Annotated in this window: 14 protein-coding genes and 1 tRNA gene; 6 read left to right on the top strand and 9 right to left on the bottom strand. The window is 63.8% G+C overall.

Translation table 11 applies throughout. From position 1 onward, the window contains the following. Nucleotides 1-4: 4 nt before the first annotated feature. Both X726_RS156130 and galE read right to left on the bottom strand, forming a co-directional pair. The gene (locus tag X726_RS156130) at nt 5-1255 is read right to left on the bottom strand and encodes a D-amino acid dehydrogenase (RefSeq protein WP_023669653.1); all 1251 of its coding nucleotides are present in this window, start codon (nt 1253-1255) and stop codon (nt 5-7) included. Nucleotides 1256-1352: 97 nt separating this feature from the next. Continuing rightward, on the bottom strand, nt 1353-2348 hold the full coding sequence (gene galE / locus X726_RS156135; RefSeq protein ID WP_023669652.1) for a UDP-glucose 4-epimerase GalE: 996 nt from the start codon (nt 2346-2348) through the stop codon (nt 1353-1355). Nucleotides 2349-2627: 279 nt separating this feature from the next. On the opposite strand from galE, the gene hemA reads away from it, so the two are divergent. Further along, entirely contained in the window at nt 2628-3905 is a 1278-nt protein-coding gene (gene hemA / locus X726_RS156140) for a 5-aminolevulinate synthase (protein ID WP_023669651.1), read from the top strand. A 19-nt stretch (nt 3906-3924) separates the two neighbouring features. On the opposite strand, the gene X726_RS156145 is transcribed toward hemA, so the two are convergent. Both X726_RS156145 and mscL read right to left on the bottom strand, forming a co-directional pair. Next, complete coding sequence (locus X726_RS156145; protein WP_023669650.1) at nt 3925-5091, bottom strand: pyridoxal phosphate-dependent aminotransferase; 1167 nt, start codon at nt 5089-5091, stop codon at nt 3925-3927. A 159-nt stretch (nt 5092-5250) separates the two neighbouring features. Continuing rightward, on the bottom strand, nt 5251-5673 hold the full coding sequence (gene mscL / locus X726_RS156150; RefSeq protein WP_023669649.1) for a large conductance mechanosensitive channel protein MscL: 423 nt from the start codon (nt 5671-5673) through the stop codon (nt 5251-5253). A gap of 247 nt (nt 5674-5920) precedes the next feature. Between mscL and X726_RS156155 the strand changes: the two genes are divergently transcribed. Further along, nucleotides 5921-9424, top strand: a complete 3504-nt coding sequence (locus X726_RS156155; RefSeq protein ID WP_023669648.1) for a PAS domain-containing hybrid sensor histidine kinase/response regulator — start codon at nt 5921-5923, stop codon at nt 9422-9424. A 104-nt stretch (nt 9425-9528) separates the two neighbouring features. On the opposite strand, the gene X726_RS156160 is transcribed toward X726_RS156155, so the two are convergent. Together X726_RS156160 and X726_RS156165 are read right to left on the bottom strand one after the other, a co-directional pair. Further along, nucleotides 9529-10188 carry a response regulator transcription factor gene (locus tag X726_RS156160; protein ID WP_023669647.1) on the bottom strand — a complete coding sequence of 220 codons (660 nt, stop codon included), beginning with the start codon at nt 10186-10188 and terminating at the stop codon, nt 9529-9531. Nucleotides 10189-10305: 117 nt separating this feature from the next. Next, nucleotides 10306-10740 (bottom strand): hypothetical protein, encoded by a 435-nt coding sequence (locus X726_RS156165; RefSeq protein WP_023669646.1) that lies wholly within the window; start codon nt 10738-10740, stop codon nt 10306-10308. Between the two features lie 105 nt (nt 10741-10845). Between X726_RS156165 and X726_RS156170 the strand changes: the two genes are divergently transcribed. Both X726_RS156170 and X726_RS156175 read left to right on the top strand, forming a co-directional pair. After that, on the top strand, nt 10846-11196 hold the full coding sequence (locus X726_RS156170; RefSeq protein WP_023669645.1) for a DUF952 domain-containing protein: 351 nt from the start codon (nt 10846-10848) through the stop codon (nt 11194-11196). Next, the gene (locus tag X726_RS156175) at nt 11193-12269 is read left to right on the top strand and encodes a quinone-dependent dihydroorotate dehydrogenase (RefSeq protein ID WP_023669644.1); all 1077 of its coding nucleotides are present in this window, start codon (nt 11193-11195) and stop codon (nt 12267-12269) included. The genes X726_RS156170 and X726_RS156175 overlap by 4 nt, the downstream gene beginning before the upstream one ends. Here the strand turns inward: X726_RS156175 and X726_RS156180 are convergent. Then, entirely contained in the window at nt 12266-13603 is a 1338-nt protein-coding gene (locus X726_RS156180; RefSeq protein WP_023669643.1) for an MATE family efflux transporter, read from the bottom strand. The two genes, X726_RS156175 and X726_RS156180, sit on opposite strands and share 4 nt — an antisense overlap. 217 nt (nt 13604-13820) lie before the next feature. Between X726_RS156180 and X726_RS156185 the strand changes: the two genes are divergently transcribed. Continuing rightward, nucleotides 13821-14723 carry a histone deacetylase gene (locus X726_RS156185; RefSeq protein ID WP_023669642.1) on the top strand — a complete coding sequence of 301 codons (903 nt, stop codon included), beginning with the start codon at nt 13821-13823 and terminating at the stop codon, nt 14721-14723. A gap of 66 nt (nt 14724-14789) precedes the next feature. Here the strand turns inward: X726_RS156185 and X726_RS156190 are convergent, their stop codons facing one another. Continuing rightward, nucleotides 14790-15053: a DUF6460 domain-containing protein gene (locus X726_RS156190; protein ID WP_023669641.1), complete on the bottom strand. Its 264-nt coding sequence runs from the start codon at nt 15051-15053 to the stop codon at nt 14790-14792. Nucleotides 15054-15233: 180 nt separating this feature from the next. On the opposite strand from X726_RS156190, the gene X726_RS156195 reads away from it, so the two are divergent. Continuing rightward, nucleotides 15234-15307: transfer RNA gene (locus X726_RS156195), tRNA-Gly, on the top strand. Between the two features lie 4 nt (nt 15308-15311). Here the strand turns inward: X726_RS156195 and X726_RS156200 are convergent. After that, nucleotides 15312-16319 (bottom strand): LysR family transcriptional regulator, encoded by a 1008-nt coding sequence (locus X726_RS156200; RefSeq protein ID WP_023669640.1) that lies wholly within the window; start codon nt 16317-16319, stop codon nt 15312-15314. Between the last annotated feature and the right edge of the window lie 222 nt (nt 16320-16541).

Below are 16541 nucleotides of genomic sequence, written 5' to 3'. Positions count from 1 at the left end.
TCCCTCAGTTCCCGTAGACCAGCCCTTGCGGGTCGATCTCCGGCTTGCGGCCGGCGACGAGGTCGGCCAGGAACTTGCCCGAGCCGCAGGCCATGGTCCAGCCGACATGGCCGTGGCCGGTGTCGAGGTAAAGGTTCTTGTATTTCGCCTTGCCGATGACCGGCACCGAGTTGGGCATCATCGGCCGCAGACCTGCCCACAACAGCGCCTTCTTCTCGTCGAAAGCGCCAGGGAAAAGGTCTTTGCCGGTGCTCAGCATAGACTTGAAGTCGCTGGGCTTGAAGCTGCGGTCGAAGCCGGTGAACTCGGCTGTCGAGGACATGCGCAGGCGGTTTCCGAGCCTGGAGTAACCAACCAGCCGGTCCTCGTCGGCGCCGCCCATGGTCGGTCCCTTGCTCTCGTCCTCCAGCGGGATGGTCGCGCTATAGCCTTTAACCGGATAGACGGGCAGATCGATACCGTAGCGGCGGCCGATCAGGCCGCTCTCGGGGCCCATGGCGATGACGACGGCGTCGCCCGTCACCGGGCCGGCCGACGTCATGACCGCACGCACCCAGTCGCCCTCTATGTCGAGCCCCTCGACCGTGGTGTCGAACAGGAATCTGACGCCGAGCTTTTCGGCGGCATAGGCGGCCAGCCCATCGACGAATATCCTGGAATCGCCGGTCTGGTCGATTGGCGAATAAACGCCGCCGGCGATCTTTTCCTTCACTCCGGCGAGCCCGGGCTCAAGTTCGACCAGCCGGTCGCGGCCGACGATCTCGATCGGCAGGCCATGCTTTGCCAGAAACTGGTAGTTGTCGGTGCCGGTGTCGAGACTGTGCTGCGAGCGGAAGAAATAAAGAATGCCCTTCTTGCGCTCGTCATAGTGGATGCCGGTGGCGTCGGAGAGCGCGTTGATGCAGTCGCGCGAATAGAGCGCCAGGCGCAGTTTGACCTGGCTGTTGGCGCGCAGCCGGGCCACGGTGCACTGGCGCAGGAAACGCAGGCTCCAGGCGAGGAAATAAGGATCGAAGCGCAGCCTGACCTTGATGCCGAGATCATGGTTCCAGAGCGCGCGCAGGAAGGTCTTCAGCGCCGCTGGCGAGGCCCAGGCGGTGGCGTCGCCCGGCGACACCAGACCGGCATTGGACTGGCTGGTGCCGCGCGCCGGCGCCGGATGGCGCTCGATAACGGTGACCTCATGGCCGTCGGCGGCCAGATAATACGCGGCCGCGGTGCCGACAACACCGGCTCCAAGCACCGTTATCTTCATGCCACCCCCTCTTCGCGGCACAGCGCCTCCACGCCGCACCGCCATTGCTTCAATAGCGCTTCGCCGCGCGCCTTGCGAGCCCTCGGAAGTGCCCGGCTCAGCCCCGCGCGGAGTTCTTGCCGGTGAGGATACGCTCCCAGGCGAGTGCATCGGCGACGATCTGGTCGAGGTCGTCGCGTTGCGGGGTCCAGCCGAGTTCGGCGCGTGCAAGGTCCGAATTGGCAACCACGGCGGCGGCGTCGCCGGGGCGCCGGTCGCCCATCTTGACCTCGAAATCCCGGCCGAAGGCGCGCCGCACGCTGTCGATGACCTCGAGCACCGAATAGCCGTGGCTGTAGCCGCAATTGGCGACGAGGCTGCCGCCGCCGGCGCGCAGGCGCTGCAGCGCCAGCCGGTGCGCCGCAGCCAGGTCGCTGACATGGATATAATCGCGCATGCAGGTGCCGTCCGGCGTCGGATAATCGGTGCCGAACACCTGCATGAAGGGGCGTTTGCCGAGCGCGGTCTCGCAGGCGACCTTGATCAGATGCGTGGCGCCAGGCGTCGACTGCCCCGTCCGGCCCCTGGGATCGGCGCCGGCGACGTTGAAGTAGCGCAGCGCCGTGTAGCGCAAGGGATGCGCAAGCGCTGCATCGCGCAGCATCCATTCGCTCATTAGCTTGGACAGGCCGTAGGGCGATTCCGGCGCCAGGCGGGCATCCTCACGCACCGGCTCCAGGCCGGCGCCGCCATAGACGGCGGCGGTCGAGGAGAAGATGAAATGCGGCACGCCCTCGCGCACGGCGGTTTCGATCAGCGTGCGGGTCTTGGAGGTGTTGTTCTCGTAATAGGCGAGCGGATCGGCAACCGATTCCGGCACCACGATGGAACCGGCGAAGTGGATGATCGCGTCGACCTTGTTATCCCGGATGATCTGGCCGACCAATTCCCTATCGGCGACATCGCCGACGACCAGCTTGGCCTCCGGCGCCACCGCCCATTCGAAGCCCGTGGAAAGGCGGTCGAGAACGACGACGCTCTCGCCGGCATCCAGCAGTTCCCAGACCATGTGGCTGCCGATATAACCGGCGCCGCCCGTTACCAAAACCGTCATCCGTGTCCTCTTTTACTCATGATTTATCGGAAACTGTCTCAATCACCGCCTTACTGGAAAGCCTGCGGCAAGGCCATTAGAAACGCCTGAATGTTAGATCCGTAACAGTCTCACCGGCCTGTGGCATCGTACGGAAACAAAATTGATCCACATCAAGGGAATAGGCCACGATCCGGGGTCGTTAGGAACAGGCTTGGGGCGTGGCATTTTGACCAAAACGGCCCGGTGGACGACGAATGGGCCAACGATTATGATCCCGCGCAAAACTGGGAAGGCGACATGAACTATCAGCGGTTCTTCGAGGAAGCGATCGACCAGCTCCACGCCGAGCGGCGCTACCGGGTTTTCGCCGATCTCGAGCGCATTGTCGGCAAGTTTCCGCGCGCTATCTGGCGTTCCAACGGCCGCGCCGAGGAAATCACCGTCTGGTGCTCCAACGACTATCTCGGCATGGGCCAGAACCCCGATGTCATCGCCGCTTTCCAGAACGCGGCCGGCAAGATGGGTTCGGGCGCCGGCGGCACCCGCAACATTTCCGGCACCTCGAACCCGTTGGTCGAGCTCGAGCTGGAACTGGCCGACCTGCACGACAAGGAAGCGGCGCTGGTCTTCACCTCCGGCTTCGTCTCCAACGAAGCGTCGATCTCGACCATTGCGCGGCTTTTGCCCAACTGCCTGATCATTTCGGACGAGCTCAACCATGCCTCGATGATCGAAGGCGTGCGGCGCTCGGGCGCCGAAAAGAAGATCTTCCGTCACAACGACGTCGCGCATCTCGAAAGCCTGCTACAGGCGGCGGGCCGCGAACGCGCCAAGCTGATCGTGTTCGAGAGCGTCTATTCGATGGACGGCGACATTGCGCCAATCAAGCAGATCGTCGAACTGGCCGAACGCTACAACGCCATGACCTATATTGACGAGGTCCATGCCGTCGGCATGTACGGACCGCGCGGCGGCGGCATCACCGAGCGCGAGGGGCTTGCCGACCGCATCGATATCATCGAAGGCACGTTGGCCAAGGCGTTCGGCACGCTGGGCGGCTATATCGCCGGCAACAGCGCCATCATCGACGCGGTGCGCTCCTATGCGCCGGGCTTCATCTTCACCACGGCGCTGCCGCCGGCCGTCGCCGCCGCCGCCACCACGTCCATCCGCCACCTCAAGCGGTCGCAAGCCGAGCGCGATGCGCAACAGCGCCAGGCGTCGCGGACCAAGGAGGTTCTGTCTGCAGCCGGCCTGCCGGTGATGGAATCGCCGACACACATCGTGCCGGTGCTGGTCGGTGACCCCGAACTCTGCAAGATGGCCAGCGACCGTCTGCTCGGCGTGCACGGCATCTACATCCAGCCGATCAACTATCCGACCGTGCCGCGCGGCACCGAGCGGCTGCGCATCACGCCGACGCCGTTCCATACCGATGCGCTGATTGCGGGACTGCAGGACGCGCTGGTCGAGACATGGGATGCGCTGGGCATTCCCTATGGCTCCGCAGGGCGGCCCACTGTCACCAAGAGCGACCGGATTGTGCCGCTGCTGGTGCCGAAGTCGGGCGGCTGAAGCCGCCGCCCATTTAACCTCAAACCGTCCTCATCCATCCCGCCAGCCGGTGTGCCGCTTCCTCGAGCTGGTCGAGGCGGCGGTGGAAGCACAGGCGCAAAAACGCCTCTCCGCCAGGGCCGAAGGCGGTGCCCGGCGCGAGGCCGACATTGGCCTTGTCGACAATGTCGAAAGCGGCCCGGCGCGGATCGGTGATGCCGTCTACCGTGAAGAACAAATAGAACGCGCCTTGCGGCACGGTGAAGCGCGCTTTGCCGGTTGCGCCGAGAATATCGCAGACCAGGTCGCGCGCTTTCCTGGCGCGCTCCACCTGCTCGACGATGAAGGCATCACCGTGGTCCAGCGCCGCGACGGCGCCGCGCTGCATGAACTGGGCGACGCCTGAGGTCGAATACTGGATCAGGTTCTCGAACACCTGCTGCAGCTCGGGATGGGTCTTGATCCAGCCGACGCGCCAGCCGGTCATCGCCCAGTTCTTGGAAAAGGAGTTGACGAACAGGATGCGGTCTTCCGCGGTCGAAATGTCGAGGAAGGACGGCGCACGGCCGTGGCCGTAGTGGAACAGCGAATAGATCTCGTCGGCGATGATCCACAGGCCCTTTTGGCGGGCGAGATTCAGGATCGCCTGCAGTGTTTCCTTATCGGCCGTCCAGCCGGTGGGGTTCGATGGCGTGTTGACGAACAGCGCCTTGGTGCGCGGCGTCACCGCAGCCGCAATCTTGTCGACATCGCAGGACCAGCCATTGCCCGACTGGTCGAGCGTGACCGCAACCGGGGTAGCGCCGGAAATACCGGCGGCGGCGGCGAAATTCGGCCAGGCCGGGGAGAGATAGACCACCTCGTCGCCGCTGCCGGCGACCGCGGCTAATGCCAACTGAATGGCATGCATGCCGGAACCGGTTGCGATGAATTCCTCTTCGGCGAAGCTCTTGCCGAAATGCCTGGCATAGTAGCGGGAAAGCGCTTGCCTCAGCTCCGGAATGCCTTTCTGCCAGGTATAGAAGGTCTCGCCATTGGCGAGCCCCTTGGCGGCGGCTTCCGAAATGAAGGCAGGCGTCGGCAAATCGCCTTCACCGGCCCAGAGCGGGATCATGCCCTCGCGCGTACGGCCGTAATTGACGACGGCGACAATGCCGCTTTCGGGGGCGGCCACCGCTTCGGCGCGCAAGCTATCGATCAGGGTCATGACAGGTCCGTTTTGATGTCTGCTTTGATGCATGTCGTTATCCCAGAACCGCTGCACACTTCTGGGCGACATGCATTGGCGGATGGTCTTAGCAGATGCGGCAACAGAAAACCCCGGCCGCGAACGACCGGGGTTTTGGTCCAGAAATCGAACCTTGGGCTATTTCCTGGCGAGGAGATCGCGAATTTCAGTGAGCAGTGCGACGTCAGCCGGCGGCGGAGCGGCCGGGGCGGCGGGCTTCTCGCGCTCAAGCCGCTTGCGCAGGTTGTTCACCGCCTTGACCATCAGGAAGATGATGAAGGCGAGGATGAGGAAGTTTAGCGTCGCGGTGATGAAGCTGCCATAGGCAAGGACCGCGCCTTGCCCCTTGGCCGCGTCCAAAGTCGGAGCGTTGACGGCCGAGGAAAGTCCCAGGAAGTAGTTGTTGAAATCCAGTCCGCCGAAGATCGCGCCGACGATCGGCATGATGACGTCGTCGACCAGCGAAGTGACGATCTTGCCGAAGGCGGCGCCGATGATGACACCGACGGCCAAGTCCATCACATTGCCCTTGGAAATGAATTCCTGAAATTCTTTCAGCATTCGACCCTCCTTGTCATGACGACCGCGCTGCCGCCGTCCCTCCGGCGTCGGCCCGTGCGCACCATAACAAAAACCTGCGGTTGCAACAGAAGCAAAAGCTGGAAAACACCGCTTTCTCCTTACCTTGGTTCACGGTTCGACAGGGCGGCGTCGCGACCATGCGCCGAAAGCCGCGATGGACTTGACCTTGGAGCTGTGATTGCCTCTGGGAAGGCCGTGAAAGCTGGCCGAGGAGGACTTTCGGGCCGTGCAGGGCTGGTTCATCGTCATCATTGCCGTCGCCTATGTGACGCTGCTGTTCGTCATCGCCAGCCTCGGCGACCGGCGTTCAACGGCGTTGGGACCCGGCCGCGCCCGGCCCTTCATCTATGCGCTCAGCCTCGCCATCTACTGCACCTCATGGACCTTCTTCGGCTCGGTCGGGCTGTCCTCCGAGCGCGGCCTCGAATTTCTCGGCATCTATACCGGCCCGGTGCTGGTGTTCGTGTTCGGCTTTCCGCTCCTCAACCGCATCGTGCGGCTGGCCAAGAGCGAGAAGATCACCTCGATCGCCGACTTCCTCGGCGCCCGCTACGGCAAGAGCTTTGCCGTCTCGGCGATCGCCACGCTGATCGCCACCATCGGTGCGGTGCCCTATATCGCACTGCAATTGAAGGCGATCTCCGGTTCGGTCGGCCTGATGGTCGAGCATTATACGGGATCGCCGCCCTCCTTCGATCCCTTCGTCAGCGACATCTCGCTGGTGGTGGCCATGCTCTTGGCGCTGTTTGCGGTGCTGTTCGGCACCCGCCATGCCGACGCCACCGAGCACCAGGACGGGCTGGTGCTGGCGGTGGCGGTCGAAACCGTGGTCAAGCTCGCCGCCTTCCTGGCGATCGGCCTGATGGTCACCTTCCTGATCTTCGGCGGCCCGGGCGACATGATCGACAAGCTGGCCGAAAACAGCCAGGTGCGGCAAGCGATGGGCTACAACACCTCGCTCGCCACCTGGCTGGTGCTGACTTGCCTGAGCGGCTTTGCCATCATCATGCTGCCGCGCCAGTTCTACGTCACCATCGTCGAGAACCGCGGCGAGGCCGAACTGCGCACCGCGACCTGGGTGTTTCCGCTCTATCTCGTGGCGATAAACCTGTTCGTGCTGCCGATCGCCTTCGCCGGCCTGGCGCTGGTCGGCACCAAAACCACCAGTGACCTCTATGTGCTGGCGCTGCCCTTGTTCGGCGGCCATGACTTCCTCGCCATGGCCGCCTTCATCGGTGGGCTATCGGCGGCGACCGCCATGGTGATCGTCGAAAGCGTGGCGCTGTCGATCATGATCTCCAACGACCTCGTCATCCCGCTGTTCGTGCGCCGCCTGCTCAAGACCACGACCTCTGAGAATGAGGATTGGTCGACGCTGATCCTCAACGTGCGGCGCGGCGCCATCTTCATCCTGTTGTTCATTGCCTTCCTCTACTACCGCGAAAGCACCAACTCGGCGCGGCTGTCGTCGATCGGCCTGATGTCGTTCGCGGCAATCGCCCAATTCGCGCCGGCGCTGATCGGCGGGCTGATCTGGCGCGGCGCCAATGGCCGCGGCGCGGCCCTTGGCATGGTCGCCGGCATCCTCGTCTGGGGCTATACGCTGCTTTTGCCGTCGCTCTCGGCAGCCGACGCGGACATCGTCGTGCAGGGGTTGTTCGGTTTCGAGGCGCTGCGGCCGCAGGCTCTGTTCGGCACCGTCGCCGAACCGTTGAACCACGGCGTGCTCTGGAGCCTGTCGGTCAACACGCTGTTCTTCGTGCTCGGCTCGCTGTCGCGCGCGTCAGTGCCGCTGGAGCGGATCCAGGCGTCGATCTTCGTGCCGCGCGAATCCGGCCCGATGCCCAGCCTGCGCCGCTTCCGCACCGCCATCACCGTCAACGTGCTGAAGGACACCATCTCGCGCTACCTCGGCGTCGAGCGCACCGAGCGCTCCTTCCAATCCTTCGAGAAAAGCAATGGCGTCTCGCTGCACGGCAATGAGCAGGCCAGCATGGATGTCATCCGCTTTTCCGAGCAGTTGCTGGCGAGCGCGGTCGGCTCGTCTTCGGCGCGGCTGATCCTGTCGCTGCTGTTTCGCCGCAACGACCGCGAGTCCAAGGACGCCTTTCGCCTGCTCGACGACGCCACCGAAGCGCTGCAGCACAATCGCGACCTGCTGCAGATCGCGCTCGACCAGATGGAGCAGGGCATCACCGTATTCGACCGCGATTTTCGTCTGATCTGCTGGAACAGACAATATCGCGCGCTGTTCGACCTGCCCGACGAGATGGGCCAGGTCGGCGTCTCGCTCGACCGCATCCTGCGCCACCTCGCCGAGCGCGGCGATATTCCGGCCGACCAGCGCGTGGCGATGCTCAACCGGCTGACCAGCTTCGTCAGCCCATGGCAGATGGAGTTGAAGACCAGTGGCCGTATCCTCGAACTGCGCTCCAACCCGATGCCGGACGGCGGAATCGTCGCCACCTATGCCGACATATCAGGACGCGTCGAACAGGATTTGGCGCTGAAGCGGGCCAATGAATCGCTGGAGCAGCGGGTCAAGACGCGGACCATCGAACTGACTAGGGTTAACGAGGAGTTGACCCGGGTCAATGAGGAGCTGGCGCAGGCGCAGATGCTGGCCGAGGAGGCCAATCTGGGCAAGACGCGCTTCCTCGCCGCCGCTGGCCACGACATCCTGCAGCCGCTGAACGCCGCCCGTCTCTACTGCTCGTCGCTGATCGAAAAGGCCGGCAAGGGCCCGGCCGGGAAGGCTGCTATCAACATCGAATCCTCGCTGGAATCGGTCGAGACGATCCTGGGCGCCGTGCTCGACATTTCCCGCCTCGACGCCGGCGCGATGAAACCCGATGACAGCGCCTTCCGCCTGGACGGGCTGCTGCGCCAGATCGGCAATGATTTTCAGCCGCTCGCCGCCGAAAAGAAACTCGATCTGACGATCATAGCCTCGTCACTCAGCGTGTTGACGGACCGCAACCTGCTGCGCCGGCTGATCCAGAATCTGGTCTCCAACGCCATCAAATACACCCCCCATGGCCGCATCCTGGTCGGCGTGCGACGGCGCGGCGAACTCGCCGAAATCCAGGTGATCGACACTGGCATCGGCATTGCCGGCGACAAGCTGAACACGGTCTTCAACGAGTTCACCCGGCTGGACGAAGGCGTGCGCGAGGCCGAAGGTCTCGGCCTTGGCCTGTCCATCGTCGACCGCATCGCGCGGGTGCTGCGGCTCGAGATCCAGATCTTTTCCAACCCGGGCAAGGGTACGCGCTTTTCCGTTATCCTGCCGGTTGCGGCGGTTGAGGCGCCGCGGCGCGAGGTCGAGCCGAAGGCGCCTGCCCGCACCGCGAATTCGCTGGCCGGCCTGCGCGTCATGTGCATCGACAACGACGCCCGCATCCTCGACGGCATGCGGCTTCTGCTCGAGGGCTGGGGCTGCAGCATCGGCACGTTTTCGGGTTCGGAGGATTTCGCCAAGGCCGATCGTCCCGACATCGTGCTTGCCGACTATCATCTCGATGGCAGAAGCGGCCTCGACATCATCGCCCGCCTGCGTGACATCCATGGTTCCGACCTGCCGGCCGTGCTGGTCACCGCCGACCGCTCCACCGAGGTCCGTGCCGCTGCCGCCGCGCTCGACGTGCCGGTGATCAACAAGCCGCTGAAGCCGGCCGTGCTGCGTTCCATGATGGCAAGGGTCAGGCCGCTGGCATCGGCGGCCGAGTAGGGTTCAATGCATGTCGCCCAGAAGTGTGCCCCGGTTCTGGGACCACGACATGCATCGAACAAGAGCTAAAGCGGGTCGCATGAATCCGTTCAGCGCGATGGGCTTTAGCCTGCTGGCTGCAACGGATCGCTGCCGATCTTGGACAGCTGGATCACCGCCTGGGTGCGGCTGTCGACGCCGAGCTTTTGCAGGATGGCCGAGACATGCGCCTTGACCGTCGCTTCGGAGACGCTGAGTTCGTACGCGATCTGCTTGTTGAGCAGGCCTTCGGCCAGCATGCCGAGGACACGCGTCTGCTGCGGTGTCAGCGCCTGCAGCCGCTTGATCAGGTCGGATATTTCGGGGTCGCGCTCGACGCCGAGGTCGATGCCGACGGGTGCTGCGATGTCGCCGGCCAGCACCGTCTGCACGGCGCTGCGAATCTCTTCCATACTGGCCGATTTGGAGATGAAGCCGGACGCGCCGAGATCGAGTGCGCGCCGGATGGTCACCGGGTCGTCATGTGCCGACACCACCACCAGCGGCACCGCCGGGTGGATGCCGCGCAGCGCGATCAGACCGGACAGGCCGCTGGCGCCCGGCATCGACAGGTCGAGCAGCACCAGGTCGACATCCTCATTGGCCACGACCAGGACCTTGGCGCTTTCGAAATCGCCGGCCTCGTGAATGGCTGCGACATCACCAACGCCGGCAAGCGCCTCTTTCAGCGCGCCGCGGAAAAGCGGATGGTCGTCGGCGATGACGAAGGTGTAACCCGACGGCAAATGTTCCTCCCCAAATCCCTTATCGATTATCGGCTTTTACGGGACCGGACGATTATGCGGCGAAGCGCTTTGTTTCAAGCGGCAATGGCCGGACGGGGCATTTCCCCGCCGGGCAGTTCAGGTCTTTTGCGAGTTGAGTTTGGCGCCGTCGCCATTATCCTTGTCCATCTCCTTGACGATGCCCATGAAGCCGCGCAGCATGCGCTCCATATAGCTCATCGTCTTGTCGAAATCCTCTTCGCTCGGCAATTTCGATTCGAGACGGGCCGACAGCGAATTCTCCAACCTGGTGACGCGTTCGTCCATGGCCTTCATCGAGGACTGCAAACGATCGACCTCGTCCTGGAAGGCAGCGCGTTCGTCGGCCGCGATCTTGCAGACGAGCTGGCCGGAGCGCTCCTCGCAGATCGACATGGCGCCGGTCCGGGTGTCCATGCGGACATAGCCGTTGGCCGATTTTTCCAGCCGGTAGCGGTCGGTCTCTTCGGACCAGGCCGATGCCGCAACCAGCGAGACCAGTGCGGCGGGGATCAGTATGTGCTGCAGACGCATGTTCCATCCTCCACGAGCCAGTATGCGCAACCTATCACAGCTTTGCGCCGTAAATGCGGACGAGTTGCCCTTCCCCGCATGATCGGTTCGGATTATAGCGCAACCATGTCTCAGATTATCTACAAGATCGCGCCCGAAGCGCTTTGGCGCGAGGCCGAGAAAAACGGCCGTTTCACCGGCGCTCCGATCGATATCGCCGACGGCTTCATCCATTTCTCCACCGCTGATCAGGTCAGGGAGACGGCGGCGAAGCATTTCGCCGGCCAGATGGATTTGCTGCTGATCGCCATCGACGGGGCGCTGCTCGGTGACGCGCTGAAATACGAGGTCTCGCGGGGCGGCGCGCTGTTCCCGCATCTCTATGGCGTGCTCGATATGAGCGCCGTGCTGTGGGTGCGGCCACTGCCGCTCGGGGCCGACGGCGCCCATCAATTCCCGGCGCTGGAGGCCGAATGATCGTGTTCGATCGCATCGGCCAGAAACTGCTGTTCACCTTCGATCCGGAAACGGCGCATGGCATGTCGATCGCGGCGCTGCGATGCGGTCTGCCGGTCGGCGCGCGGACGGTGCGCGACGACAGGTTGAAGCTCAGCCTCTGTGGCATCGCCTTCCCCAATCCGCTCGGCATGGCCGCAGGCTACGACAAGAACGCCGAGGTGCCCGACGCGCTGCTTGGCCTCGGCTTCGGCTTTGCCGAAGTCGGCACCGTGACGCCGCTGCCGCAGGCCGGCAATCCGAAGCCGCGCATTTTCCGGCTGACTGAGGATGATGCGGTGATCAACCGCCTGGGCTTCAACAATGAGGGCCACGAGGCGGCGGAAAAACGCCTTGCCGCGCGCCAGGGACGCGGCGGCATTGTCGGCGTCAACATCGGCGCCAACAAGGACAGCGCCGATCGTGTCCGTGACTATGAGTTGGGCGTTTCCCGTTTTGCGAAATACGCCAGCTATCTCACCGTCAACATCTCGTCGCCCAACACGCCCGGCCTGCGCACCATGCAGGCGCGCGAACAGCTCGGCGAACTGTTGTCTCGGGTCATGTCGGTGCGTGCAGCAGCTTCGGCGCAGCCGCCCCTCTTCCTCAAGATCGCGCCCGATCTGGTCGAGGCCGAGCTTGAAGACATCGCCGCCGAAGTCAGCGAGAAGCAGATCGACGGCGTCATCGTCTCCAACACGACGCTCTCGCGATCCGGATTGCGTAGCCCAAGCGGCGCCGGCGAGACCGGCGGTCTCTCGGGAAAACCGCTGTTCGAGCGCTCGACCATCGTGCTCGCCAAGATGCGTCGGCTGCTCGGGCCGGATCGCGCCATCATCGGGGTCGGCGGCGTCGATTCCAGTGATGCCGCGCTGGAAAAGATCCGCGCCGGCGCCGATCTCGTCCAGCTTTACACCGGCATGATCTATGCCGGGCCGGCACTGCCGGGCCGCATCCTTGCCGGGATGGTGCGCTTTGCCGACAAGGAGCGGCTGAAATCATTGCGCGAACTGCGCGACAGCCGGCTCGATCAGTGGGCTGCCAGGCCGCTCTAAAACGCCGTGAGCAACCGGAGCCGCAGGATGGCCAGCAGGCTGAAGCCACGCACCAGCAGGAAGACGTGCAGCGCCGCCCACAGGCCGTGATTGCCCAGCGACGGCGCCAAGCTGAACAATGCGGCGCTGAAGGCCAGGAAAGACACCAGCATCATGTTGCGCATGTCGCGCGACCACGTGGCGCCGATGAAGACGCCGTCCATCTGGAAGGCCAGCACCCCGCTCAGCGGTGTCAGTGCCGCCCACGACAGATAGATGTCGGCAACAGCACGAACATCCGGCGACGTGGTGATCAACGAAGTCAGGCCGGCGCCGCCGAGCCAGAAGATCAGCGTGGCGGTTCCGGCGAGGCCGAACCCCCAGAATAAGGTCAGACGTACCGCCCGGCGGAACGCCGTCTCGGCGCGTGCGCCGATCGCGCGTCCCGCCAACTGCTCGGCGGCTGTGGCAAAACCGTCGAGGAAATAGCCGGCGACGAGGAAGAAGTTCATCAGCACGGCATTGGCGGCCAGCGTCAGCGTGCCGAACTGCGCGCCCTGGCGGGTGAACAGCGCGAAAGCGGCGAGCAGCGAGAACGAGCGGATCATGATATCGCGGTTGAGCGACAGCATGCGCAGGAAAGCGGGCATGTCGAGCAGGCGATGCCGCGGCAGGCGGGGTGCGGCCCGGAAGCGCCAGACAACGATGGCGAGACCCAGCAGCATGGCCAGACATTCGCCGGTGACGGTCGCCCAGGCCACGCCGGCGACGCCCCAGCCAAGCTTCAGGCCGAGCAGGATGCAAAGCACGATGTTGATGCCGTTGAGCACCGCCTGCAGCATCAGCCCAAGCCCGCCCTCGCCGCGTCCAAGGACATAGCCGAGGATGGCGTAGTTGATCAGCGTGAAGGGGGCGGCGAGCATTCTGATGTGGATATAGACGCCCATCGCCTCGCCGACGCGCGCTTCGCCGCCGATGAATTTCTGGCCGGCGATGGCGATCAGCGGCGCAAGGGCGACAAGCACGATGCCGGCGGCGACCGCGATCAGCACGGCGCGCCAGAACACCGCCTGCTCCTCGGTTTCGTCGCCGCGCCCAAACGCCTGGGCGACGAGGCCGGTGGTGCCGGAGCGCAGGAAATTGAAGGTGCTGAAGACCACGTCGAAGACCAGGGCCCCGGCCGCCAGGCCGCCGAGCAGGGCGGCATCGCCGAACTGCCCGACCACCGCCGTGTCGACGATGCCGAGCAGCGGCGTCGTCAGATAGGCGAGCGTCATCGGCACGGCGATGGCGAGCACCGAACGGTTGGTGACGGCGAAGGGTCTCGCGTCGGCTGGGGTTGCACCCGTGTCCAGGGGATTGCTGCCTTGCTGGTTGCGGCTTGATCGAACAGCCGATGTGCCCCATTTTCCCGCCACCGCGCAATCACTCTTGCCGTGACGGCCAACCGAAATGTTCTTCTGGCGCGAGCCCGCCGGATCCCAGTACTGGTTTTAAGCAATTCCCAAAGGGAAGCGCTACGCGCTTCTCCCGGGAAAACCGCTGCACACTTTTCCTGGAATTGCTTTAGCCATGCCCCTGCAGATCGTCCATCATCCCGACTACGATGCCGGCTTCGCCGTCAATCATCGCTTTCCGATGAGCAAATATCCGCTGCTGATGCAGGCCTTGCATATCAGGGGTCTGATCCATGCCGGGGCGCTGTCGCTGCCCGAGCCGGCGCCGGCCTCCTGGCTGAAGCTCGCCCATGCGGCTGATTATGTCGACCAGGTCATCACGTGTTCAGTGCCTGAAAAGATCGAGCGCGAGATCGGCTTTCCCGTGGGACCGCGCGTTTCGCTCAGGGCGCAACTCGCCGCCGGCGGCACCGTGCTGGCGGCGCGACTGGCGCTTATCAATGGCATTGCCTGCAACAGCGCCGGCGGCAGCCACCATGCGCGGCGCGCGCAAGGCGCGGGCTTCTGCACCTTCAACGATGTTGCCGTCGCTTCGCTGGTGCTGCTAGCCGAAGACGCGGTGAAAAACATCCTGATCATCGATCTCGATGTGCATCAGGGCGACGGCACCGCGGACATCCTGAAAGACGAGCCACGCGCGTTCACCTTTTCCATGCATGGCGAGCGCAATTATCCGGTGCGCAAGATTGCCTCCGATCTCGACGTTGCCCTGCCGGACGGCACCGGCGATGGCGCCTATCTCGAACGGCTGGGTGTCCTCCTGCCGGAGCTCTCGGCCAAGGCGCACTGGGACATCGTCTTCTACAATGCCGGTGTCGACGTGCATGCCGAGGACCGGCTCGGCCGGCTGTCGCTCAGCGATGACGGCGTGCGTGCCCGCGACGCCATGGTGATCGGTCATTTCCGCGCGCTGGGCATCCCGGTCTGCGGTGTCATCGGCGGCGGCTATTCGACCGATGTCGCAGCGCTCGCCGCGCGCCACGCCATCCTGTTCGAGGTGGCGTCGTACTTTGCCTAAGTGGCCTTGGTTTGAGCATGATCTTTTCCGAAAACCGGTTGCCACTTTTCGGGATCATGCTCCGCTTCACTTGCGGTAGTTCGCGACCCTGAGCAGGATGAACACCGGCACGACGATCGCGGCGCCGAGCAGGATGTAGCCCAAGAAGCGATAGACCGCGTTGAAGCCAAGATTCCACAGATCGATGAAGAAACCCTGGATGCGGTAGAAGACGTCCATCGGCGTCCAGCCGAACGCATTCATGACCAGGCCGACGAGGAACGACACGACCAGCAGCTTGATGATCACCCTGACGGGCGAGTCACCGAGAAAGCGCGTCACTGTGGACAAGGGCCTGCCTCCAGATTGGTGTGCCCGGATTCGGGGTACAAACCCACGAATACGCACTTGCTGCGCCCGCATCAAGGCAGGCGGACCGGCGCAATCGGTCGGGTTTCCAACAGCCGTTTCCGAAGAGCTGTCCAAGGGCGATTGCCCGAAGCATGCCCATCATGATATCGAGAGGCCGACGCGGGTATGATGTAATGGTAGCTTGTCAGCTTCCCAAGCTGAACGCGAGGGTTCGATTCCCTCTACCCGCTCCAGTTCCTATCCCACCTCCCGCAAGATAAAATCGTGCAGCATCTTGGCTGCCGGCGACAGGACGCGGTTCTTCACCGTGATCAGGCTGTAGGGGCGGACCTCGATGTCAAACTCGGTCTGGACGACATCGATGGCGCCGGCGAGACCGTCGGGGTTCTGGATGAATTTTGCCACCTGGATCGACACCGGGGCGATGGCGTCGGACTGCGCCACCATGACCAGTGTGAGCAGCAGCGACGAGGTGTTGAGGATGCGGTCCGGCAGGGCGATGTTGCGGTTCAGGAAATTGCTCTCCATCGCCTGGCGCAGCGGCGACCCGCCCGACTGGAACACCCAGTCGAAGGCGGCGGTGTCCTCCAGCCGCACCGCCCTCCCATTGTTGAGAGGATGGCCATTGCTCAGCGGGTGGCCGCGACGCACGATCAGGCAGGCCTTCTCGACGCCGATGACACGGGATTCGAACAGGCGCGGATTGAGGTCTTCGGGAACACGGGCGATGATGAAATCATGGCGCGTGGCGATCAGTTCGCGCGCCAGCACATTCGACGTCTCGACCTGCATGGTAATCTCGATGCGCGGATAGAGGCGGCGTATCTCGCGGATCGCCGGGACCGCCAGTTCGATCGCCGGCGCCGTCACCGCGCCAAGGAACACCGAGCCGCCCTTGCCGGCCTTGAGCTCCGATATTTCGCGGTCGGCCTCGCGCATTTCGAGCAGGATCGAGCGCGCGCGCCGGGCCAGCGCCTTGCCGTAAGGGGTGAGTGTGATGCCGCGCGGCAGCCTTTCGCAGAGCTTCACCTCGAGCACCGCTTCCATCTCGGAAATCATGCGCGAGGCCGCCGGCTGCGAGATGTTCATCACCTGGGCGGCAGCACTCACCCGACCGTGATCGTCGAGTGCTGCGATCATGCGCATGTGACGCAGGCTCAAGCCGCTACGCAGAAGTGTCTCGCCATCGCCCGGCAATTCATCGTAACCGCTTGAAATTCCCTGAGGACCTCGTAAAGCCGCCATGCCTTTTCCCGCTTCCGCCACTGTTCCAGCCCGGTTTAGTCATATACCGGTTTTGGTATAGCAACCACCGAAGATCGCATTTGACAGTTATGGCAAAGGGTCACACTTTCGCGCGTCCTCAAGACTTGACGGTCGATGACGAGCAAAATCGTATCGATTTAAATCAAGACTGAGGGCCGATTGGGAGGATACCGGAGATCGATTATGACGGCGGCGGCGCTT

It is taken from the genome of Mesorhizobium sp. LSJC285A00, assembly GCF_000503155.1.
GTDB lineage: Bacteria > Pseudomonadota > Alphaproteobacteria > Rhizobiales > Rhizobiaceae > Mesorhizobium.
Note: the sequence above shows the minus strand (reverse complement) of the source record. Positions and strands in the feature narration are given on the sequence as shown.

Coding starts and splice junctions, on each gene's coding strand:
- X726_RS156185 (WP_023669642.1), top strand. CDS start 13,821: ATGCCCCTGCAGATCGTCCATCATCCCGACTACGATGCCGGCTTCGCC.
- X726_RS156145 (WP_023669650.1), bottom strand. CDS start 5,091: ATGACCCTGATCGATAGCTTGCGCGCCGAAGCGGTGGCCGCCCCCGAA.
- hemA (WP_023669651.1), top strand. CDS start 2,628: ATGAACTATCAGCGGTTCTTCGAGGAAGCGATCGACCAGCTCCACGCC.
- X726_RS156200 (WP_023669640.1), bottom strand. CDS start 16,319: ATGGCGGCTTTACGAGGTCCTCAGGGAATTTCAAGCGGTTACGATGAA.
- X726_RS156130 (WP_023669653.1), bottom strand. CDS start 1,255: ATGAAGATAACGGTGCTTGGAGCCGGTGTTGTCGGCACCGCGGCCGCG.
- galE (WP_023669652.1), bottom strand. CDS start 2,348: ATGACGGTTTTGGTAACGGGCGGCGCCGGTTATATCGGCAGCCACATG.
- X726_RS156165 (WP_023669646.1), bottom strand. CDS start 10,740: ATGCGTCTGCAGCACATACTGATCCCCGCCGCACTGGTCTCGCTGGTT.
- X726_RS156175 (WP_023669644.1), top strand. CDS start 11,193: ATGATCGTGTTCGATCGCATCGGCCAGAAACTGCTGTTCACCTTCGAT.
- X726_RS156170 (WP_023669645.1), top strand. CDS start 10,846: ATGTCTCAGATTATCTACAAGATCGCGCCCGAAGCGCTTTGGCGCGAG.
- mscL (WP_023669649.1), bottom strand. CDS start 5,673: ATGCTGAAAGAATTTCAGGAATTCATTTCCAAGGGCAATGTGATGGAC.